Raw genomic sequence first — 17,082 nt, 5'->3', positions numbered from 1 at the left:
GGTGGCCTTCCTGCCCGATGCCCGCCGCATCCTGCAACTGGCCGAGGGTGCGGCGCTCAACGTAAAGCGGGTCCCCGCAGGTGATCTCGGTACGGTCGTGATCGGGTTCACCGCGGCCTCCGCGCATGCGATCCTGCCCCCGTTGTTCGAGGCGGCCCGCGAGCAGCTGCCCGATGTGAAGCTCGACCTGCGCGAGATGGTGACGGCGGTCCAGCTGGAGGGCCTGATGTCGGGGGAACTCGACCTCGGGATGGCGCGGCCGCCGTTGAAGCGGCCCGGGCTGGTCTCGCGGCCCCTGCTGCACGAGCAGCTCGTGGCCGCGCTGCCGGCGACCCATCCGCTGGTCGACGTGAGCCGCCAGCTCACCCTCAACGACCTCGACGGCCAGGACATGATCATGTACTCGCCGGTGCAGGCCCGGTATTTCAACGAGTTGCTGATCAGTGCGTTCACCATCGCCGGGGCCACCCCGCGCTACGTCCAGTACGTCACCCAGGTGCACACCATGCTGGTCCTGGTGCGGTCCGGCATCGGCATCGCCCTGGTCCCGGCGTCGGCGGCCACCCTGCATCCGGAGGGGGTGGTGTTCCGGTCCATCGGGGCGTTCCGGGAGCGCCCGGTCGAACTCGACGCGGTCTGGCGCGGCGACAGCACCAACCCGGCGCTGCTGAGGCTGCTGCGTGATGTGCTTCCGCCGCGCGAGTGGACGACCGACGACCTGGTGGAGGACGTCGTCGGTTAGGGGTGACGCTAGTCGGGACTTTCCAGCAGGTGGTCCCGGATCTGTGTGTAGGCGTGTCCGAACAGTTCCACATCGCGGGGGCTGAGCAGGTCGAACAGATTGCGCCGCACCGCCGAGACATGCCTCGGCGCCACCGCCGCCAGCTTCGCCATCCCGGATTCGGTGAGCTCGGCGTACAGGCCGCGCTTGTCCTCCTCGCAGTCGACGCGACGCAGCCAACCGGAGTCGGCGAGGCGGCTCACCGCCCGGGTCACCCCGCTCCGGGTGGTGAGTGTGGATTCGGCGATCTGGCTCATCCGCAACCGCTGCTGCGGCGCCTCCGACAACAACACCAACACTTCGAAATCCGAGAACGAGATCCCCCCGTCGGCTTCCAGCCTGCGGTCCAGCGCCTGCAGCAACAGGCGTGTGCTGTCGAGGAATCCGCGCCACATCCGCTGCTCGGATGGGCTCAACCACCGGGTTTCCTCCATTACGGCCCAGCCGGATCGCGCCAGAACATGGTTGCCGACGATAGCATTCATCGGCACCTGTGGACCGCGTACGCGTTCTACTGGAACGAAAGTCGACCGGTCAAACCGCCATTTATAGTTGAGCCGGCAACTAGAAGCGCTACGGTGAATCCGGATCGGTGATGATCTCGACCAGGGCGGGCCCGTCGTGGGCCAGCGCCTCGGCGATCGCCGAGGCGAGCTCGTCCGGATCGGTCACCCGTCTGCCGTAGGCGCCGCAATTTCGGGCGTAGGCGGCGAAGTCGGGATTGTGCAGCGAGGTCTGCCAGACCTCGTATTCGGAGCCGCGCTGCTCCTGGCTGATCTTGCCGAGTTCGCCGTTGTTGAGCAGGATGTGGGTGATCTTCATGCCGTATTTGACGGCTGTGGTCAGCTCGGCGAGATACTGCCCGAATCCCCCGTCGCCGGTGACCGCGACGATCGGCCGGTCCGGGGCGGCCGCCCAGGCGCCCATCGCGGCGGGAAGTCCGAAACCGATCGAGCCGAGGTACCCCGACATCAGCACCGACTGTTCCCGGGTTTCGAAGTAGCGGCCGAACGAGTAGGCGTGGTTGCCCACGTCGACCGTGAGCACGGCGGTCGCCGGAACCTGGCGGCTGAGTTCGTGGAATATCGTCGCGGGCGCGACGCCTCGGTCGGGCCGTTTCGCCGCCCGGCGGGCCTTCTCGGCGCGCCACACCGACCAGCGTTGCGCCACCTCGGCGCGCTGGTCGGTCGGCGCGGCGTGGCCGCGCAGGCGTTGCAGCAGCGCCGAACTCGTCACGCCGACGTCACCGAGCAGCGGGACCGTCACCGGGCTGAACCGACCGAGTGCCAGCGGGTCGGTATCGACCTGGACGGTCGGCTTGTAGGGAGATATGCCGGTGTGATTGGAGAACGACGCGCCGAACACGAGCAGCAGATCCGCCTTGTTCATCATCCACGAGGCCACCGGGGTGCCGGACCGTCCCAGGGTGCCGCAGGCCAGCGGGTGATCATCGGCGATCTGGCCTTTGGCCTTGAAGGTGGTCAACACCGGGGCGCGGAGGTGTTCGGCGAGTTCGACGATGGCCGGCATGTCGAATCTCGCGCCGGCCCCGACGATCACCACCGGTCTGGTTGCGGCCGTGATCCGTTCGAGCGCCTGCTCCAATGGTGCGGCGGGTGGCGCCACCCGAAGGTCGGGGATCCGGCCCTGCGGCCCGGAGGCTTTCTGGGCCTGCGCATCGAGCACCTGGACCTCGTCGGGCAGGACGAGGTGGCCGACGCCGCGTTGCAGGATCGCGTGTTTGAGCGCCAAGGTCATCAACTCGGCATGGTCTGAGGTGGCTCGCACCATCGCCGAGTACACGGTGACGTCGGCGAAGGCCGCGAGCAGGTCGACGTCTTGGAAGGCGCCTTTCCCGGCCACCGCCGAATCCACGTTTCCCGATATCGCCAACACCGGGGCGCGGTCGGACTTGGCGTCGTAGAGTCCGGTCAGCAGGTTGGTCGAGCCCGGGCCGGCGATGCCGAAGCAGGCGGCGGGACGGCCGGTGAGCTTGCCGTAGGCGGCCGCCGCGAATGCCGCGGCGCCCTCGTGCCGGATCCCGAAATACCTTATTTTTCCGGCGGTCTCGGCACGGTGCAGGGCTTCGGCGAAGCCCAGGTTGGAATGACCGACCATGCCGAAGACCGTGTCCACCCCCCAGTTGGTCATCGTCTCGACCAGGACGTCGCTGACGGTGCGGTGTGCCGGGGCGGCAGGTGGGATCCCGACGTAGATGCCGTCCTCGCGCACGTCGACCGGATAGGTCGCGACGTCGAAATCCGGCCCACCGGCGGCGTGTCCGCTGAACGGGTCGAAGTCGAACCCGTGCCATGGGCAACGGATCTTGTCGTTCTCCAGGGTCCCCTGACCGAGCGGTCCGCCCTGGTGCGGGCAGCGGTTGTCGATGGCGCCGTACCGGCCGCGGAGCTTGGTCAGAGCGACCGTTTTCAGCCCGGCCGGGCAGGCGGCGACCTGGCCCTCGTCGAGTTGGTCGACGCCGGCGGCCTTGTGCCAGTGCAGTTCCCGCTCAGCGGTCACAGTGCTGTCACTCCTGCATAGGGGACCCCGCTGAGGTAGGCGAAGTCGCGGTCGAATGTCACGAGGTCATCGAGGGTGAAGTCGGCGAGCCGCCGGTGCCCGCAGGCCCTGGCGAGCACCGTCATGAGATGGACCGCCGAGCGCAGATAGCGGTCCAGGCGCTCGGCGGCGGGCTGGACGGGCAGCCGGGCCCGCAGGCGAGGGTCCTGGGTGGCGATGCCGGCGGGGCAGGTATTGGTGTGGCAGGCGCGCATCCCCACACATCCGATGGCCTGGAGCGCGGCGTTGGACAGCGCGATCGCGTCAGCCCCGAGGCACAGGGCCTTCACCATATCGGCCGGGGTACGGATCCCGCCCGTGATGGCGAGCGTGACGGTGGCCGCCTGCGACCGGTCAAGGTGCCGCCGCGCCCGGGCCAGCGCCGGGATGGTCGGTACCGAGATGTTGTCGCGGAAAATCGTTGGCGCCGAACCGGTCCCGCCGCCGCGCCCGTCGAGAATGAGGTAGTCCACCCCGATCTCGAGCGCGGCGTCGATGTCACGTTCGATATGCTGCGCACTCATCTTGTATCCGACCGGGATTCCGCCGGAGACTTCGCGCACCTGCGCCGCGAAATCTTTGAAGGGCTCCAGCGATGTCCAGTCCGGGAACCGGGCCGGTGAGATGGCCGCGGTGCCCGGCGCCAACCCGCGCACCTCGGCGATCTTTCCCACCACCTTGCTTCCCGGCAGGTGCCCGCCCGTCCCGGTCTTGGCGCCCTGCCCGCCTTTGAAATGGAAAGCCTGGACCTTGTCGAGGTGTTCGAAACTCCAGCCGAACCTGCCGGACGCCAGCTCGTAGAGGTAGCGCGAATTCTGCTGCTGTTCTTCGGGCAACATGCCGCCCTCACCCGAGCAGATCCCGGTGCCGGCGAGCTGCGCCCCGGCCGCGAGTGCGGTCTTGGCCTCCTCCGACAAGGCGCCGAAGCTCATATCGCTGACGAACAGCGGGATGTCGAGAACCAGCGGCCGCCTGGCACCAGGGCCGATCACCGTCTCGGTGCTCACCGGCTCGTCGTCGAGGTGCGGAAGCCGGGCGAGTTGCGCGGTGACCAGCTGGATGGAATCCCAGGACGGCAGCTCGGTGCGCGGGACACCCATCGCCGCCGCGGCCCCGTGTCTGCCGACTCTGCTCAGTCCGTGCGCGGCGAGTTCATGGATCTGGGTGACGGCGGGCTCCTCGGGAGTGTCCGCGGGTTTGATCCAGCGGCCCTGGTAGCCGTCGTCGTCATAGCGCTGCGGGTTGGCCCGCGCCAATGCGGCTACCGCGGACGCTTCGACGTACACCGCGCCGTCGGACACCCAGGCCGGGAACCGGGTCAGCGCCACCGACGGATTGACCGGCGCCACACCGGTTTCGATGTCATAGCGCCAGCCGTGCAGGCCGCAGGTGAGAAGTTCGCCGTCGACGTGCCCGTCGGACATCAGGGCCCCACGATGGGCGCAGCGACCGTCCAGCGCCGAGACATCGTCTCCGCGACGGATCAGCACGAGGTCGCGGCCGGCGGCTCTCGCGGCGAACGGTGCGTGGTCGGGCAGGTCTGACAGTGCTGCCACTCGCAGTGCGGTTGTCGACTCGGCGGCCATGGTCGTGGATGCTCCTTCGCTGGTCGCATTCGCGCGCTGCGGGTGTCTGCTGAATCCCGGCCGATACTAGTTGCAATCGATACTAGTTGTCGAATGTTCGAGAGCCGAGGCAGACCGCAGGTAGGAGCTAGAGCAGTGATCAGAGCCGATTCATGGGGGTTCGGTGGCAACCGAAGGGTTGGCTCAATAGTTGTGTCAGCAACTATCTGGAGGAGATGGCGCGCTTGAGGCGGGCGACGCCCTCGTCGATCCGGTCGGGTGTCGAGGTGGCGAAGCACAGCCGCAGCGAGTTGCGAAAGTTGTTGTTCACCGAGAAGGCGGCCCCGGGAATGTAGGCAACGCCCTCGGCCAGCGCGGTTTCGAACAACGCCTGAGTGTCGATGTGCCGATCGGCGAAGGTGACCCACAGGAAGAAACCGCCATCGGGATTGGTCGTACGCGCCGCGTCGCCGAAGGCGTGGTTCAGGGCAGTGCGCATGGCGTCCTTGCGCTCGCGGTACAGGCCGAGGACGCGGTCGAGGTGCGGCTGCAGGTGACCGTCGGCCAGGAAGTTGCTGACGGTCTGCTGCGCGGGAACGCTGGTGCAGGTGTCGATGGCCTGTTTGGCGTTGATGAGCAGCTGCTGCAGGCGCGGGTCGCTGTCGACCCAACCGATCCGCAGCCCCGGCGCGAGGATCTTGGAGAACGTGCGCACCGAGAAGACTCGGGGGTTGCCGGGATCGATCTGGCTGAACCCGGGGACGGCGGCCGCGTCGAACCGCAACAGGCCGTACGGGTCGTCATCGATGATCATCGATCCCCACCGGTCGGCGAGTTCGAGCAACTGTTCGCGTCGTCGCGCCGATTGGGTGACACCGGAAGGATTTTGGAAGTTCGGGATCGTGTAGATCACCTTGGGGGTGCGGCCTGCCTTCGCGACCAGATCGGGCAGGGCTTCCACGACCAGCCCATCCTCATCCAGCGGCGCCTCCAATAGGTCGGCGCCGTAAGACAATGCGGTTGCGTTGCCGTTGGTATACGTCGGGCCTTCGACGATGACGAGATCACCGGGGTCGACGAAGAGTTTGAAGGCCAGATCGAGGCCCTGCATGCCGCCCGTGGTCACGGTGATCCGTTCCTCGGCGGTGGTAATGCCGTGTTCGGCCTGCAGTTTCACGATCTGCTCGACCAGTGCGGGCTCGCCCTCGCTGCGCCCGTAGCCGTACTTGCCCGACAACGCGCGGGCGGAGTACTCGTCGAGGAGATCCACCGGGATGAGGTCGTCGCTCGGGGCGCCCATCGCGAAGCGCACGATGTCGTGGGTCTGGCGGGCGAGTACCGACGTCGACGAGTCGATGACGGACCCGATCAGATCCGAAGCCCTTCGCGCGAGAGGGAACTGACCGTCACTCATAGGTGTCCTCCATGGATCGGATTCATCGGCGGATCAATTCCCTCGGCGCCTGGGTGAAAACTTCCGCGCCACGCTCCGTCACCCGCAGCGATTCGCTGAATTCGCAGCTGTGGCCCGCCAGCCACATTCCGGCGATGAAGTGAAAGGTCATGTTCGGCGTCAGGACGGTCGTATCCTCGCGACGAATGCTGACCGTGCCCTCACCCCAGTCCGGCGGATACCCGATTCCGATGGAATAGCCCAGCCGCGAATTCTTCGCCAGATCGTGTTTTTCGAGAAAGCGCCAATAGACGTCCGCGATGTCCCCCGCGGTGCGGCCGGGACGGACCGCATCGATGGCGAGGCTCAGTCCTTCGACGGTCACCCCGGCGAGCCGGTCCAGTCCGGGTGGGACGACGCCGAGTGCGACCGTACGTGCGAACGGGGTGTGATAGCGGCTGTGGGCACCGGCGATCTCGATCGCGACGGTCTCGCTGTCGCCGAACTTCTGCGCGGTCCAGGTCAGATGGGGCGTATCGGCGGCTTCGCCGGTCGGAAGCATCGGGACGATCGCCGGGTAATCGCCGCTGATCCCCTCGACCCCGGCGACCTGCGCATGCGAGATCGCCGCGGCGACCTGGTGCTGGGGAACCCCCGCGGCGATGGCTTCCACGGCGACGGCCATCGCGTTGCTGACCACGCGACCCGCATTCCGCATGAGTTGGATCTCGGCATCCGACTTGACCAGACGTAGCCAGTTGACCAGGCCGTGACCGTCGGTGAAGTCCCACTCGGGCAGGCCGTCCCGCAAAGCCATATACGACCGGACGGAAAAGTAGTGTCCGTCGCCCTCGATGGCGACACGACCTCCGGAAAAACGCTGGACCCAACCACAGTTCTGCAGTTCCTTGGCGGCCCATTCAAAGGGGTGCAGATCGTGGCGATGAACCGTCGACTCCGGATAACCAAGAACCTCGTCGGCGGTCAGACTGGCCGTGCGATGCGCTCCCCGGGCGTCCATCTCCCGGGCCACGAACAGGACATCCGCATCGTCCGCCGCAAGAAGGAGGAACTGAGGCATATAGAACGACCACGCGTTATAGCCGGTCAGGTAATACAGATTCGACGGGTCGGTGACGAGAAGCGCGGCAAAACCCGCCTCGCGGGCCCGTCGTGCGGCTCGTTGTCTGCGCGCTGGGTATTCGCTGCTGTCAAATGGCACGATGATCGACTCTGTTCTCGAGAAGGCAGCGACGGCCCGCCTCGCCGCTGAGGGACGTGGCGGGTTGTGCTGAAAGACGAAGTTGTTCAGTACGTTCGGATCAGACCGGACGTGATCGCGACTGACTGGCTGAGGTCACAGTAGTTGCGCCAACTCATCAGAAAAAGCGGTAGATGCTGACGGTTATTCGTTACTTCTACCGACTGGTGCGAGCTTGATCAGCGGGTCGCAGCGGGCATCGGCACCGGGGTGACCAATTCACCCGATTCCAGGAACCGGTCCAGGTTGGCCAGCGTCAGGGCCTCCATGGCGGCCCGGGTTTCCACCGTGCCGCTGGCGACGTGGGGCAGCAGCACCACGTTGTCCAGGCCGATGAGCGGCTCGGGGACGTGCGGCTCATCGGTGAAGACGTCCAACCCGGCGCCCGCGAGGCGGCCGTCGACCAGGGCGTCGACCAGGGCCTGTTCGTCGACCACACTGCCCCTGGCGATGTTGATCAGGTAGCCGTCGGGGCCAAGGGCGTCGAGCACCTGCCGGTCGACCAGCCTGCGGGTGCCGTCGCCGCCTGCCGCGGCCACCACGATGGCGTCCACCTGGCGCGCGAGCTCGATTGGGGATGCGACGTATTGGTATGGGCTGCCCGTGATCTCGCGACGGTTGTGGTAGCTGACCGGGCAGCCGAACGCGCTCAGCCTGGTCGCGATCGCGGTGCCGATCCGGCCCAGCCCGATGATGCCGACGCGGCTACCCGACACCTTGCGGGCCAGGGGGTAGACGCCGTCGACGGGCCAGCGGCCGGCCCGCAGGTAGCGGTCAGCGGCCGTGAACCGGCGCATCACATCGATCAGCAGTCCGACAGCCGTGTCGGCGACACAATCGCTCAGCACGTCGGGGGTGTTGCTGACCAGCACTCCGCCCGCGGCGGCGGCATCGATGTCGGTGGTGTCGTATCCGACGCCGAAGTGCACCACCGCGCCCAGATTGGGTAGCGCCGCCATGAGTTTCGCATCGGCCCCGGTGCGCCCCGAGGTCACCACCGCGGTGATTTCGGGGCCGTGCTCGGCGAGGAATGTCGCGCGCTCGGGGCCGTCGGGTAGCAGGTAGGCCCGGTAGCCGGTCCGCAGCGCCTCGGTCAGTGATGGTTGCAGCGGTCCCACCTGCAGGACGCGGCGGGGCGAATCGGTAACGGGCACGCATACTCCTCGGTCGGGATGACGCCACGGTAAGCCTGCGGGCAAATACCCGTCCAACACGGAAATAGCATGGCTTAATACGTAACCTGCATAATTTGCTCCACGCCAGCGCTTTCACTGCATCGACGGATCGGGCGTGGGATCGAACCTGCAGGTCAATGCCCAAATTTGGGCAGTCTGACGGTGCGCCCCGAACGGCCCGGACGCCGTTATTCGGCTGATTTCACCGGGTTGACGGTCGGTACACACCGTTCATAGCGTGTGTCTGCGGTCACAACCTGCATCCACATACGTGGACGTCACCATCTGGAGGATCCATGAGACGAGCCCTGATCGCTGCGGCTGTCGGGCTGGCTGTCTGCACGGTCACCGCGGGCTGCACGGTTGCCAACACCGGGCACGGCGGATACGACGCCCAGACCCTGCGCATCGTGCTGCCGCAGGAGCCGCCCACGCTCGAACCCTGCGAAAGCTCGCTCACGTCGACGGGTGTGGTGGTCCGGTCCAACATCACCGAACCGCTCATCGAACGCGACCCGCAGTCCGGTGATCTGCTGCCGCTGCTGGCGACCGGCTGGCACCAGAGCGCGCCCAACCGGTGGACCTTCGACATCCGCAGCGGCGTCACCTTCTCCGACGGTGCCCCGTTCACCGCGGCCGACGCGGCATTCTCCATCGACCGGGCGGTCAACTCCGATCTGCAGTGCAACGTCGACGGTTATGTATTCGGCGACGACAAGCTCGACGTCTCCGCACCCGACGCCAATACCGTGGTCGTCGGCACCCCGAAGCCCGATCCCATTCTGCCGCTGCGCATTTCCTTCGTCGAGATCGTGCCGAAGACCACCAGCACGACCGCGAAGGTGCGCGAGCCGATCGGCACCGGCCCCTATGCCATCGAACGCTGGGAGTACGGCCAGAAGCTCCTGCTGCACCGCAACGACACGTACTGGGGCAAGAAGCCGGATTTCGCCCGCGCCGAATACCAGTGGCGCAGTGAGGGCAGCGTGCGGGCCGCCATGGTGGTCAACGACGAGGCCGACATCGGGACGTCGGTGGGTCCGGAGGACGGCGCCGGAGACCTCGGCGTGCCCTTCCCGAACAACGAGACCACGGCGCTGCGCATCACCGGTACCGAAGCCCCGCTCAACGACATCCGGATCCGCCACGCGATCAACTACTCGGTGAACCGCACCGGCATCGTCAAGGCGATCTACCGCGGGCTGGGGGAGCCGGCATCCCAGCTGATCCCCGACGGCGTCGTCGGCTACAACAAGGACCTTCCGCTGTGGCCCCACGACCCCGCCGAGGCCAAGCGGCTGGTCGACGAGGCCAGGGCCGACGGTGTACCGGTGGACCGCCAGATCCGGTTGATCGGCCGCAACAGTCAGTTTCCCGGTGTCACCGAGACGGTCGAGGTGATCCAGAACGAACTGGCCAAGGCCGGCCTCAACGTCAAGATCGAGATGATGGACACCGCGGCGCAGTTGCAGTACCAGTTGCAGCCGTTCCCCTCGGACGCGGGCCCGTTCATCGCGCTCATCATGCACGGCAACCAGGCCGGTGACGCTGCGTTCAGCGTGGATCAGTACATGCGCAGCGACGGCGCCCAGAGCGCGTTCGGCACACCGGAATTCGACAAGAAGATCGGTGCGGCCGGCGAGCTCACCGGGCAGGCCAGGCAGGCCGCCTACGCCAAGATCTTCGCCGATGAGCCCGAGGAGATCGGCCAGTTCGCCTATATCGCCCACATGACCGGTGTGCTGGCGAAGTCGCCGCGGGTCGACTACCAGCCCGACTCGGCCACCGGCGACGAGATGCGGCTGTCGCAGATGACATTCGCCGACACCGACCGCACCGACAAGCAGTGATACCGGAAGGCCTTAGCGATGTTTCCATTCCTCCGGCGGCGGATGTACACCAGCGCGCTGCCGTTGATCATCGTCCTGCTCGGGGTCTTCCTGCTGGCCCGGCTCACCGGTGACCCCACCAACCTCTACCTGCCCGAGTCCGCCACCCCCGAACAGCGGGACGCCTTCCGGGCGGCCAACGGATTCGACCAGCCGATGCTCACCCAGCTGCTGGACTACTTCAAGGGTGTCATCCACCTCGACTTCGGCACCTCGCTGCGCACCGGGGAGCCCGCCGCCGAGATGGCGTTGCGCGCCTTCCCGGCGACCCTGCAATTGGCCGTCACTACAATGCTTCTGGCGATCATCGGGGCGGTGATCATCGGCTGCTGGGCGGCGTACCGGCCCAACTCGCTGGCCGACCGGTTCTCCAGCCTGCTGTCGATGACGGCCGCATCGATTCCCGACTTCTGGTTCGCCATCACCGGGGTATGGCTGTTCGCGGTGCTGTTGGGCTGGCTTCCCACCTCGGGTGTGGACAGCGGTGTGCTGTCCTGGATCCTGCCGATCGCGACCCTGATGATCCGGCCACTGGGGGTGCTGACCCAGGTGGTCCGGGGAGCCATGGTCTCGGCGCTGTCGGCGCCCTACATCCGGTTGGCCCGCAGCAAGGGGGCCGGTGACCTGCGGGTGGTCAGCCACCATGCGCTGCGCAACGCGGCGGCGCCCGCCCTGACCGTGGCCGGCGACCTGGCCGTCGGCCTGATCAACGGTGCGGTCGTGGTGGAGGCCATCTTCGGCTGGCCCGGTATCGGAAAGCTGATGATCGACGCGATCCTGCAGCGCGACTTCGCGGTGCTGCAGGCCGCCGTACTGCTCACCGCAGTCAGCATTTTCGTCCTCAACGTCGTCATCGACGCCGGTTACGCACTACTCGACGCCCGGGTCCGGGAACCGGCCAAGGTTTAGGAGTTCGCCGCTATGAGCACACAGATAGACCTGGTACCGGCGAAGCCGACGACGGCGATCGTTGGGGAGGCCGAGACCGCGACCGCGCGCCGCCGCGACCGCACCGTCTGGCTGCGGATGCTGGGAAACGACCGCGTCGCGGCCGTCGCGGCCGGCGTGCTGGTCACGGTGTTTCTCGTCGCCATCTTCGGTCCGATGCTGCTGGGCGACCTGGCCACCGACATCGACCTGGATAACTCCAATCAGGCGCCGTTCACGCTGGCTCACGGATGGGCGAACGTGCTGGGCACCGACCCGCTGGGCCGCAGCATGCTGGCCAGGCTCGTGGTGGCGAGCCGCACCACGCTCTCGGTCGCCGTTCCCGCCGTGGTGATCTCGGCCGTGGTCGGCTCACTGATCGGCATGTGGGCCGGCTACCACCGGGGCTGGCGGGAGACCGTCGCGATGCGGGTCGCCGACGTCATCATGAGCTTCCCGTCGCTGCTGCTGGCGGTGGTGGTCCTCTACGTGTTCTCGCCCAGCGCGGCCAATATCATTCTGGTGCTGGCGATCACCCGGATCCCGGTCTACCTCCGGACCGCGCGGGCCGAATCCGCCGAGCTGGCCAGCCGGGTGTTCGTCGATGCGGCCCGTACCTTCGGCGCCGGGGCCACCTCGATCATCACCAGGCACGTCGTGCCGATCGTGCTGCCTACGCTGCTCACCGTCGCGACCCTGGACTTCTGCTACGTCATGCTGGCGGAATCCTCGCTGAGCTTCCTGGGGATCGGCATCCAGCCACCCGACATCAGCTGGGGCCTGATGGTGTCGCAGGGCCGCACCTACCTGCACACCGCATGGTGGTTGTCGTTCTTCCCGGGTCTGGCGATCGTCATCACCACGGTGTCGGCCACGATCCTGGCGGCCTGGGCGCGGATCGCGACCGATCCGGGCCAGCGCTGGCGGCTCACCGTTCCGCAGAAACGCCTGGCCCGCTTCACCAAGACCGGAAAGGCGCTCTGATGACCACCACCATCGCTGATCCCGCCCTGCAGGTCGACGGTCTGTGTGTGGACATCCGCACCATCACCGGCACCGTACGCGCGGTCGACGGTGTCTCGTTCTCGGCGCACCGCGGCGAAACCCTGGCGCTGCTCGGCGAATCCGGCTGCGGCAAGTCGATGACCGCCACCGCGCTGGTCGGCCTGCTCGACCCGGTGGCCGATGTGACCTCGGGTACGGCGCGGCTGGCGGGCAAGGACACTGCCGTCGACCTGTTCGGCGTCGACCGCAAGAAACGGCGCGCGATCGCAGGCACCGAACTCGCGATCGTGTTCCAGGACGCGCTCACCGCCCTCAACCCGCTCTACACCGTGGGAACCCAACTGGCCGAGCCGTTCCGGATCCACCGGGGGCTCTCGGCCAAGGAAGCCAAGGGCAAGGCCGTCGAGTTGATGGCCAGGGTCGGGATCCCGCAGCCGGAATCGCGGCTGAACTCCTATCCGCACCAGTTCTCCGGCGGGATGCGCCAGCGGCTGCTGATCGCGATGGCGGTCGCGCTGAACCCCAGCGTGCTGATCGCCGACGAACCGACCACCGCGCTCGACGTCACGGTGCAGGCCCAGATCATGGCACTGCTGCGGGATCTGCGCACCGAGTACGACATGGCCGTCGTGCTGATCACCCACGATCTCGCGCTGGTGGCCGAGGAAGCCGACCGGGTCGCGGTGATGTACGCCGGTCAGGTCGTCGAAACCGGGCCGGTAGCCGAGGTTTTCGCCAACCCTCGGCATCCGTACACAAAGGGGCTGCTGAACTCCGTTCCGGTCGGCGCGGTACGCGGTGAGACGCTGAAGTCGATCGGTGGGTCGCCGCCCGATCTGCACTCGATCCCGGCCGGCTGCGTCTACCAGGACCGGTGCCCGCTGGCCCAGGACGTCTGCACCACGACCAGACCGGTGCTGGAGGGTGAGGGCCGGCTGAGCGCATGCCATTTCCCGGAGGGGACGAAGAATGTCTGATCAGCTGCTGACGGTCCGCGATCTGCGCAAGTCGTTCCGGGTGGGCAAGAACCGGCTGGCCGCCCTCGACGGGATCGACCTGGACCTGCGCCGCGGCGAGACGCTTGGCCTGGTGGGCGAATCCGGATGCGGAAAGTCCACCCTGGCCAGGACGTTGATGATGCTCGAGCGGCCCGACTCGGGCACCGTACGGTTCGACGGCACCGATCCGTTCGGCCTGCGCGGCAAGGAACTGCTGGCCTTCCGCCGCCGGGTGCAGATGGTGTTCCAGGATCCCTATGCATCGCTGAACTCCCGGATGACCGCCGGCGACATCATCGCCGAGCCGTGGCGCACCCACAAGACGCTGCACCCGGACCGCAAGGACCGCGAGATGCGGGTGCGCGGGCTGCTGGACATGGTCGGCCTTGGCGCCAAGGCGGCCGACAAGTACCCGCAGGAGTTCTCCGGCGGGCAGCGACAGCGGATCGGCATCGCCAGGGCGCTCGCGCTCAACCCCGACGTGATCATCTGCGACGAGCCGGTTTCGGCCCTCGACCTGTCGGTGCAGGCCCAGGTGCTCAACCTGCTCAACGAGTTACAGCAGGAGTTGCAGATCTCCTACATCTTCATCTCCCACGATCTTTCGGTGGTTCGCCACGTCGCCGACCGGGTCACCGTGATGTACCTGGGCCGGATGATCGAGAGCGGCGGCACCGAAGAGGTCTACGCCCACCCCCGCCATCCCTACACCGCCGCACTGATGTCGGCGGCACCGAAACTGGATGCCGCGCAGCGCGAGGACCGGATCCTGCTCAGCGGTGAGGTGCCCTCCCCGCTGAACCCGCCGTCGGGTTGCCGGTTCCGGACCCGGTGCTGGCAGGCCACCGACATCTGCGCCGAGCAGGCACCGCCCGCCACCGACGACAGCGCGCACATCGCCGAGTGCCATCATCCGCTGGAGCCGGCCGTGCCGGTCGGAGCGTGAGCATCGCCGGGTACGGGATCATCGCCGCCGCCATCGTGCTGGCGTCGTGCATGCAGGCCTCGATCGGCTTCGGAATGGGCATGCTGGCCGCACCCATCGTCGCGATCGTCGATCCCCGCCTCATCCCCGGCACGCTCATCATGCTCGCCACCATGGTGACGCTGATGGTCGTGGTCCGCGAACGCGAGGAGATCGACCTGTCGGGTACCGGGTGGGCGCTGCTCGGCCGGGTACCCGGAACCATCGCCGGGGCACTGCTGTTGGTGGTGATGCCGGCGCATGCGCTGGCCTACGCCCTGGCCGCCGTGGTACTGGGCGGGGTGGTGCTGACCAGCCTCGGCTGGGTCCCGGTGCCGCACCGGCGCAACCTGATGCTGGCGGGTGCCACCTCGGGACTGCTCGGCACCGCCACCTCGATCGGCGGGCCGCCGATGGCGCTGGTCTGGCAGAACAACACCGGGGCGCGGCTGCGCGGCACCATGAGCGGTTTCTTCCTGGTCGGGTCGGTGCTGTCGCTGGCCCTGCTGGCGCTCACCGGGTCCATCGACCACCACACCGTGATCGTGTTCGCCATGCTGGTTCCGGCCGGTGTGATCGGATATGCGCTATCGCGCTGGGTCAACCGGCATCTTGACCGCGGCAGGCAGCGGTGGACCGCCATCACGATCTCGGCCATGGGCGCCGTGGTGCTGATCGTCCGACAGCTGATGGGAGGCTGAATGTCCACCGACGACAGCGTCTCGGTGCGCAAGGTCAAATCGGCGGTCCGGACCGTCGAGCTGCTGGAGTACCTGGCGGCGCGGCCCGACCAGCCCAGCCGGATCAGGGAAATCTGCGCGGCCCTTGACATGCCGCGCAGCTCGGCACATGCGCTGCTGCGGACCCTGATCGCGCAGGGCTGGGTCCGCACCGACGAGGCGGGCACCCAGTACAGCATCGGAGTGCGGGCGCTGCTGGTCGGAACCAGCTATCTGGACGCCGATCCCTACCTGCCGCTGATCACCCCGTTCCTCGACGATCTGCGCGGCCAGCTCGACGAGACGTTCCATCTCGGCCGCCTCGACGGCCAGGATGTGGTGTACCTGGCGACCAGGGAGTCCCGGCAGTATGTCCGCACCATGAACAAAGTAGGCAGGCGGCTGCCCGCCTACACGACGGCGCTGGGCAAGGCGCTGCTCGCCGACCGGTTCGGGGCCGAACGTGAAGTGCACATCCCGGCCACCCTGGCTCCGCTGACCCCGCGGACCGTCACCGACCGGGCCGAACTCGACGCGGCGCTGGACGAGATCCAGGTCAGGGGCTATGCCACCGAGGATGAGGAGAACACCCAGGGGATCAAGTGTTTCGCGGTGACGCTGCGTTACCGGCGGCCCGCGCAGGACGCCATCAGCGCATCGGTCCCGCTGACGCGGCTCACGCGTGCGCGGGAACGCGAGATTGTCGATGCACTGCAGATGATGTGCGACAAGGTATCTCGCGTGGTGCGGCCGGTGGCCAACGGAGACAAGTGGTTCGCCTAGCGCGGACAGTCGGATGGGAGTACACACATGAGCACACGATCCAGAACGCCTGTGGTGACCGAGATGACCGTCATCCCGATCGCCGGCCACGACAGCATGCTGCTGAACCTGAGCGGGGCGCACGGACCGTTCTTCACCCGAAACCTGCTGATCCTCAAAGACTCCGACGGTAACACCGGGGTCGGTGAGGTACCCGGCGGGGAGGCCATCCGGCGCACCCTCGACGATGCCCGCCGGCTGGTCGAGGGCAGGTCGATCGGGGAGTACCACGCAGTCCTCGCGGCCATCCGACGTGAATTCGCCGACCGCGACAGCGGTGGCCGCGGTGCCCAGACCTTCGATCTGCGGGTCATGGTGCACGCCGTCACCGCGGTCGAATCGGCGCTGCTGGACCTGCTCGGCCGCCACCTCGGGGTGCCGGTGGCCGCGCTGCTCGGCGACGGACAGCAGCGCGAACGGGTCCAGGCACTGGGCTACCTGTTCTTCGTCGGCGACCGGGCCAAGACCGACCTCGCCTACCGATCGGGCGCCGACGAAGAGGCCGGTGCCGACGACTGGATGCGGATCCGCCACGACGAGGCGCTGTCCCCCGAGGCCGTGGTGCGGCTGGCCGAGGCGGCCAGGGCCCGGTACGGATTCCGCGACTTCAAACTCAAGGGCGGGGTGCTGCCCGCACCGGATGAGGCCAAGGCCGTCACCGCACTCGCCGAACGGTTCCCGGACGCCCGCATCACCCTCGACCCCAACGGCGGCTGGCTGCTCGCCGATGCCATCCGGACCTGCCGCGAGCTCACCGATGTGCTCGCCTACGCCGAGGACCCGGTCGGGCCGGAGGGCACGTTCTCGGGCCGGGAGGTGATGGCCGAGTTCAAACGGGCCACCGGCCTGCCCACCGCGACCAATATGATCGCCACCGACTGGCGGGAGCTGGGCCACGCCATCCGGTCCGGGGCCGTCGACATCCCGCTGGCCGATCCGCACTTCTGGACCATGAGCGGCTCGTTGACCGTCGGCCCGTTGATCACGCCCGTGATGGTGACGAACTGCTCCCCCTCCACATCGG

At 67.5% G+C, this 17,082-nt stretch carries 15 protein-coding genes; 9 read left to right on the top strand and 6 right to left on the bottom strand.

Annotation, left to right across the window (positions count from 1 at the left end; genetic code table 11):
- Positions 1-742: LysR substrate-binding domain-containing protein (locus tag ACWDTP_RS30025; RefSeq protein ID WP_450026667.1), on the top strand; the 742-nt coding region annotated here is incomplete at its 5' end.
- A gap of 8 nt (positions 743-750) precedes the next feature.
- On the opposite strand, the gene ACWDTP_RS30020 is transcribed toward ACWDTP_RS30025, so the two are convergent.
- From ACWDTP_RS30020 to ACWDTP_RS29995, 6 genes are all read right to left on the bottom strand, one after another.
- Entirely contained in the window at positions 751-1,215 is a 465-nt protein-coding gene (locus ACWDTP_RS30020) for a MarR family winged helix-turn-helix transcriptional regulator (protein WP_450026669.1), read from the bottom strand.
- A 139-nt stretch (positions 1,216-1,354) separates the two neighbouring features.
- Positions 1,355-3,301, bottom strand: coding sequence for a thiamine pyrophosphate-dependent enzyme (locus ACWDTP_RS30015; RefSeq protein ID WP_450026665.1), 1,947 nt, complete (start codon positions 3,299-3,301; stop codon positions 1,355-1,357).
- The gene (locus ACWDTP_RS30010; protein ID WP_450026663.1) at positions 3,298-4,926 is read right to left on the bottom strand and encodes a glutamate synthase-related protein; all 1,629 of its coding nucleotides are present in this window, start codon (positions 4,924-4,926) and stop codon (positions 3,298-3,300) included. The genes ACWDTP_RS30015 and ACWDTP_RS30010 overlap by 4 nt, the downstream gene beginning before the upstream one ends.
- A 202-nt stretch (positions 4,927-5,128) precedes the next feature.
- Positions 5,129-6,319, bottom strand: a complete 1,191-nt coding sequence (locus ACWDTP_RS30005) for an aminotransferase-like domain-containing protein (protein ID WP_450026661.1) — start codon at positions 6,317-6,319, stop codon at positions 5,129-5,131.
- Positions 6,320-6,341: 22 nt separating this feature from the next.
- Entirely contained in the window at positions 6,342-7,520 is a 1,179-nt protein-coding gene (locus tag ACWDTP_RS30000) for a M24 family metallopeptidase (RefSeq protein ID WP_450026659.1), read from the bottom strand.
- Between the two features lie 218 nt (positions 7,521-7,738).
- Positions 7,739-8,713 carry a 2-hydroxyacid dehydrogenase gene (locus tag ACWDTP_RS29995; RefSeq protein ID WP_450026657.1) on the bottom strand — a complete coding sequence of 325 codons (975 nt, stop codon included), beginning with the start codon at positions 8,711-8,713 and terminating at the stop codon, positions 7,739-7,741.
- Positions 8,714-9,030: 317 nt separating this feature from the next.
- On the opposite strand from ACWDTP_RS29995, the gene ACWDTP_RS29990 reads away from it, so the two are divergent.
- The 8 genes from ACWDTP_RS29990 to ACWDTP_RS29955 all read left to right on the top strand — a co-directional run.
- Positions 9,031-10,584 carry an ABC transporter substrate-binding protein gene (locus ACWDTP_RS29990; protein WP_450026655.1) on the top strand — a complete coding sequence of 518 codons (1,554 nt, stop codon included), beginning with the start codon at positions 9,031-9,033 and terminating at the stop codon, positions 10,582-10,584.
- 18 nt (positions 10,585-10,602) lie between these two features.
- Positions 10,603-11,532: an ABC transporter permease gene (locus tag ACWDTP_RS29985; RefSeq protein WP_450026653.1), complete on the top strand. Its 930-nt coding sequence runs from the start codon at positions 10,603-10,605 to the stop codon at positions 11,530-11,532.
- 12 nt (positions 11,533-11,544) lie between these two features.
- On the top strand, positions 11,545-12,534 hold the full coding sequence (locus ACWDTP_RS29980) for an ABC transporter permease (RefSeq protein WP_450026651.1): 990 nt from the start codon (positions 11,545-11,547) through the stop codon (positions 12,532-12,534).
- Complete coding sequence (locus ACWDTP_RS29975; RefSeq protein WP_450026649.1) at positions 12,534-13,532, top strand: ABC transporter ATP-binding protein; 999 nt, start codon at positions 12,534-12,536, stop codon at positions 13,530-13,532. The genes ACWDTP_RS29980 and ACWDTP_RS29975 overlap by 1 nt, the downstream gene beginning before the upstream one ends.
- Complete coding sequence (locus ACWDTP_RS29970) at positions 13,525-14,499, top strand: ABC transporter ATP-binding protein (protein ID WP_450026647.1); 975 nt, start codon at positions 13,525-13,527, stop codon at positions 14,497-14,499. The genes ACWDTP_RS29975 and ACWDTP_RS29970 overlap by 8 nt, the downstream gene beginning before the upstream one ends.
- Entirely contained in the window at positions 14,496-15,218 is a 723-nt protein-coding gene (locus ACWDTP_RS29965) for a sulfite exporter TauE/SafE family protein (protein ID WP_450026645.1), read from the top strand. Before ACWDTP_RS29970 ends, ACWDTP_RS29965 begins: the two co-directional genes overlap by 4 nt.
- Complete coding sequence (locus tag ACWDTP_RS29960) at positions 15,219-16,019, top strand: IclR family transcriptional regulator (RefSeq protein ID WP_450026643.1); 801 nt, start codon at positions 15,219-15,221, stop codon at positions 16,017-16,019. It begins immediately after the preceding gene.
- 27 nt (positions 16,020-16,046) lie between these two features.
- Positions 16,047-17,082: enolase C-terminal domain-like protein (locus ACWDTP_RS29955; RefSeq protein WP_450026641.1), on the top strand; the 1,036-nt coding region annotated here is incomplete at its 3' end.

It is taken from the genome of Mycobacterium sp. NPDC003449 (assembly GCF_053588415.1).
This window is presented reverse-complemented; position numbering and strand designations above follow the sequence as displayed.

What these genes read in the sequence shown, in the direction of transcription:
- ACWDTP_RS30020 (WP_450026669.1), bottom strand. Translation starts at nt 1,215, where the DNA reads ATGGAGGAAACCCGGTGGTTGAGCCCATCCGAGCAGCGGATGTGGCGC.
- ACWDTP_RS30010 (WP_450026663.1), bottom strand. Translation starts at nt 4,926, where the DNA reads ATGGCCGCCGAGTCGACAACCGCACTGCGAGTGGCAGCACTGTCAGAC.
- ACWDTP_RS30005 (WP_450026661.1), bottom strand. Translation starts at nt 6,319, where the DNA reads ATGAGTGACGGTCAGTTCCCTCTCGCGCGAAGGGCTTCGGATCTGATC.
- ACWDTP_RS29990 (WP_450026655.1), top strand. Translation starts at nt 9,031, where the DNA reads ATGAGACGAGCCCTGATCGCTGCGGCTGTCGGGCTGGCTGTCTGCACG.
- ACWDTP_RS29985 (WP_450026653.1), top strand. Translation starts at nt 10,603, where the DNA reads ATGTTTCCATTCCTCCGGCGGCGGATGTACACCAGCGCGCTGCCGTTG.
- ACWDTP_RS29980 (WP_450026651.1), top strand. Translation starts at nt 11,545, where the DNA reads ATGAGCACACAGATAGACCTGGTACCGGCGAAGCCGACGACGGCGATC.
- ACWDTP_RS29975 (WP_450026649.1), top strand. Translation starts at nt 12,534, where the DNA reads ATGACCACCACCATCGCTGATCCCGCCCTGCAGGTCGACGGTCTGTGT.
- ACWDTP_RS29970 (WP_450026647.1), top strand. Translation starts at nt 13,525, where the DNA reads ATGTCTGATCAGCTGCTGACGGTCCGCGATCTGCGCAAGTCGTTCCGG.
- ACWDTP_RS29960 (WP_450026643.1), top strand. Translation starts at nt 15,219, where the DNA reads ATGTCCACCGACGACAGCGTCTCGGTGCGCAAGGTCAAATCGGCGGTC.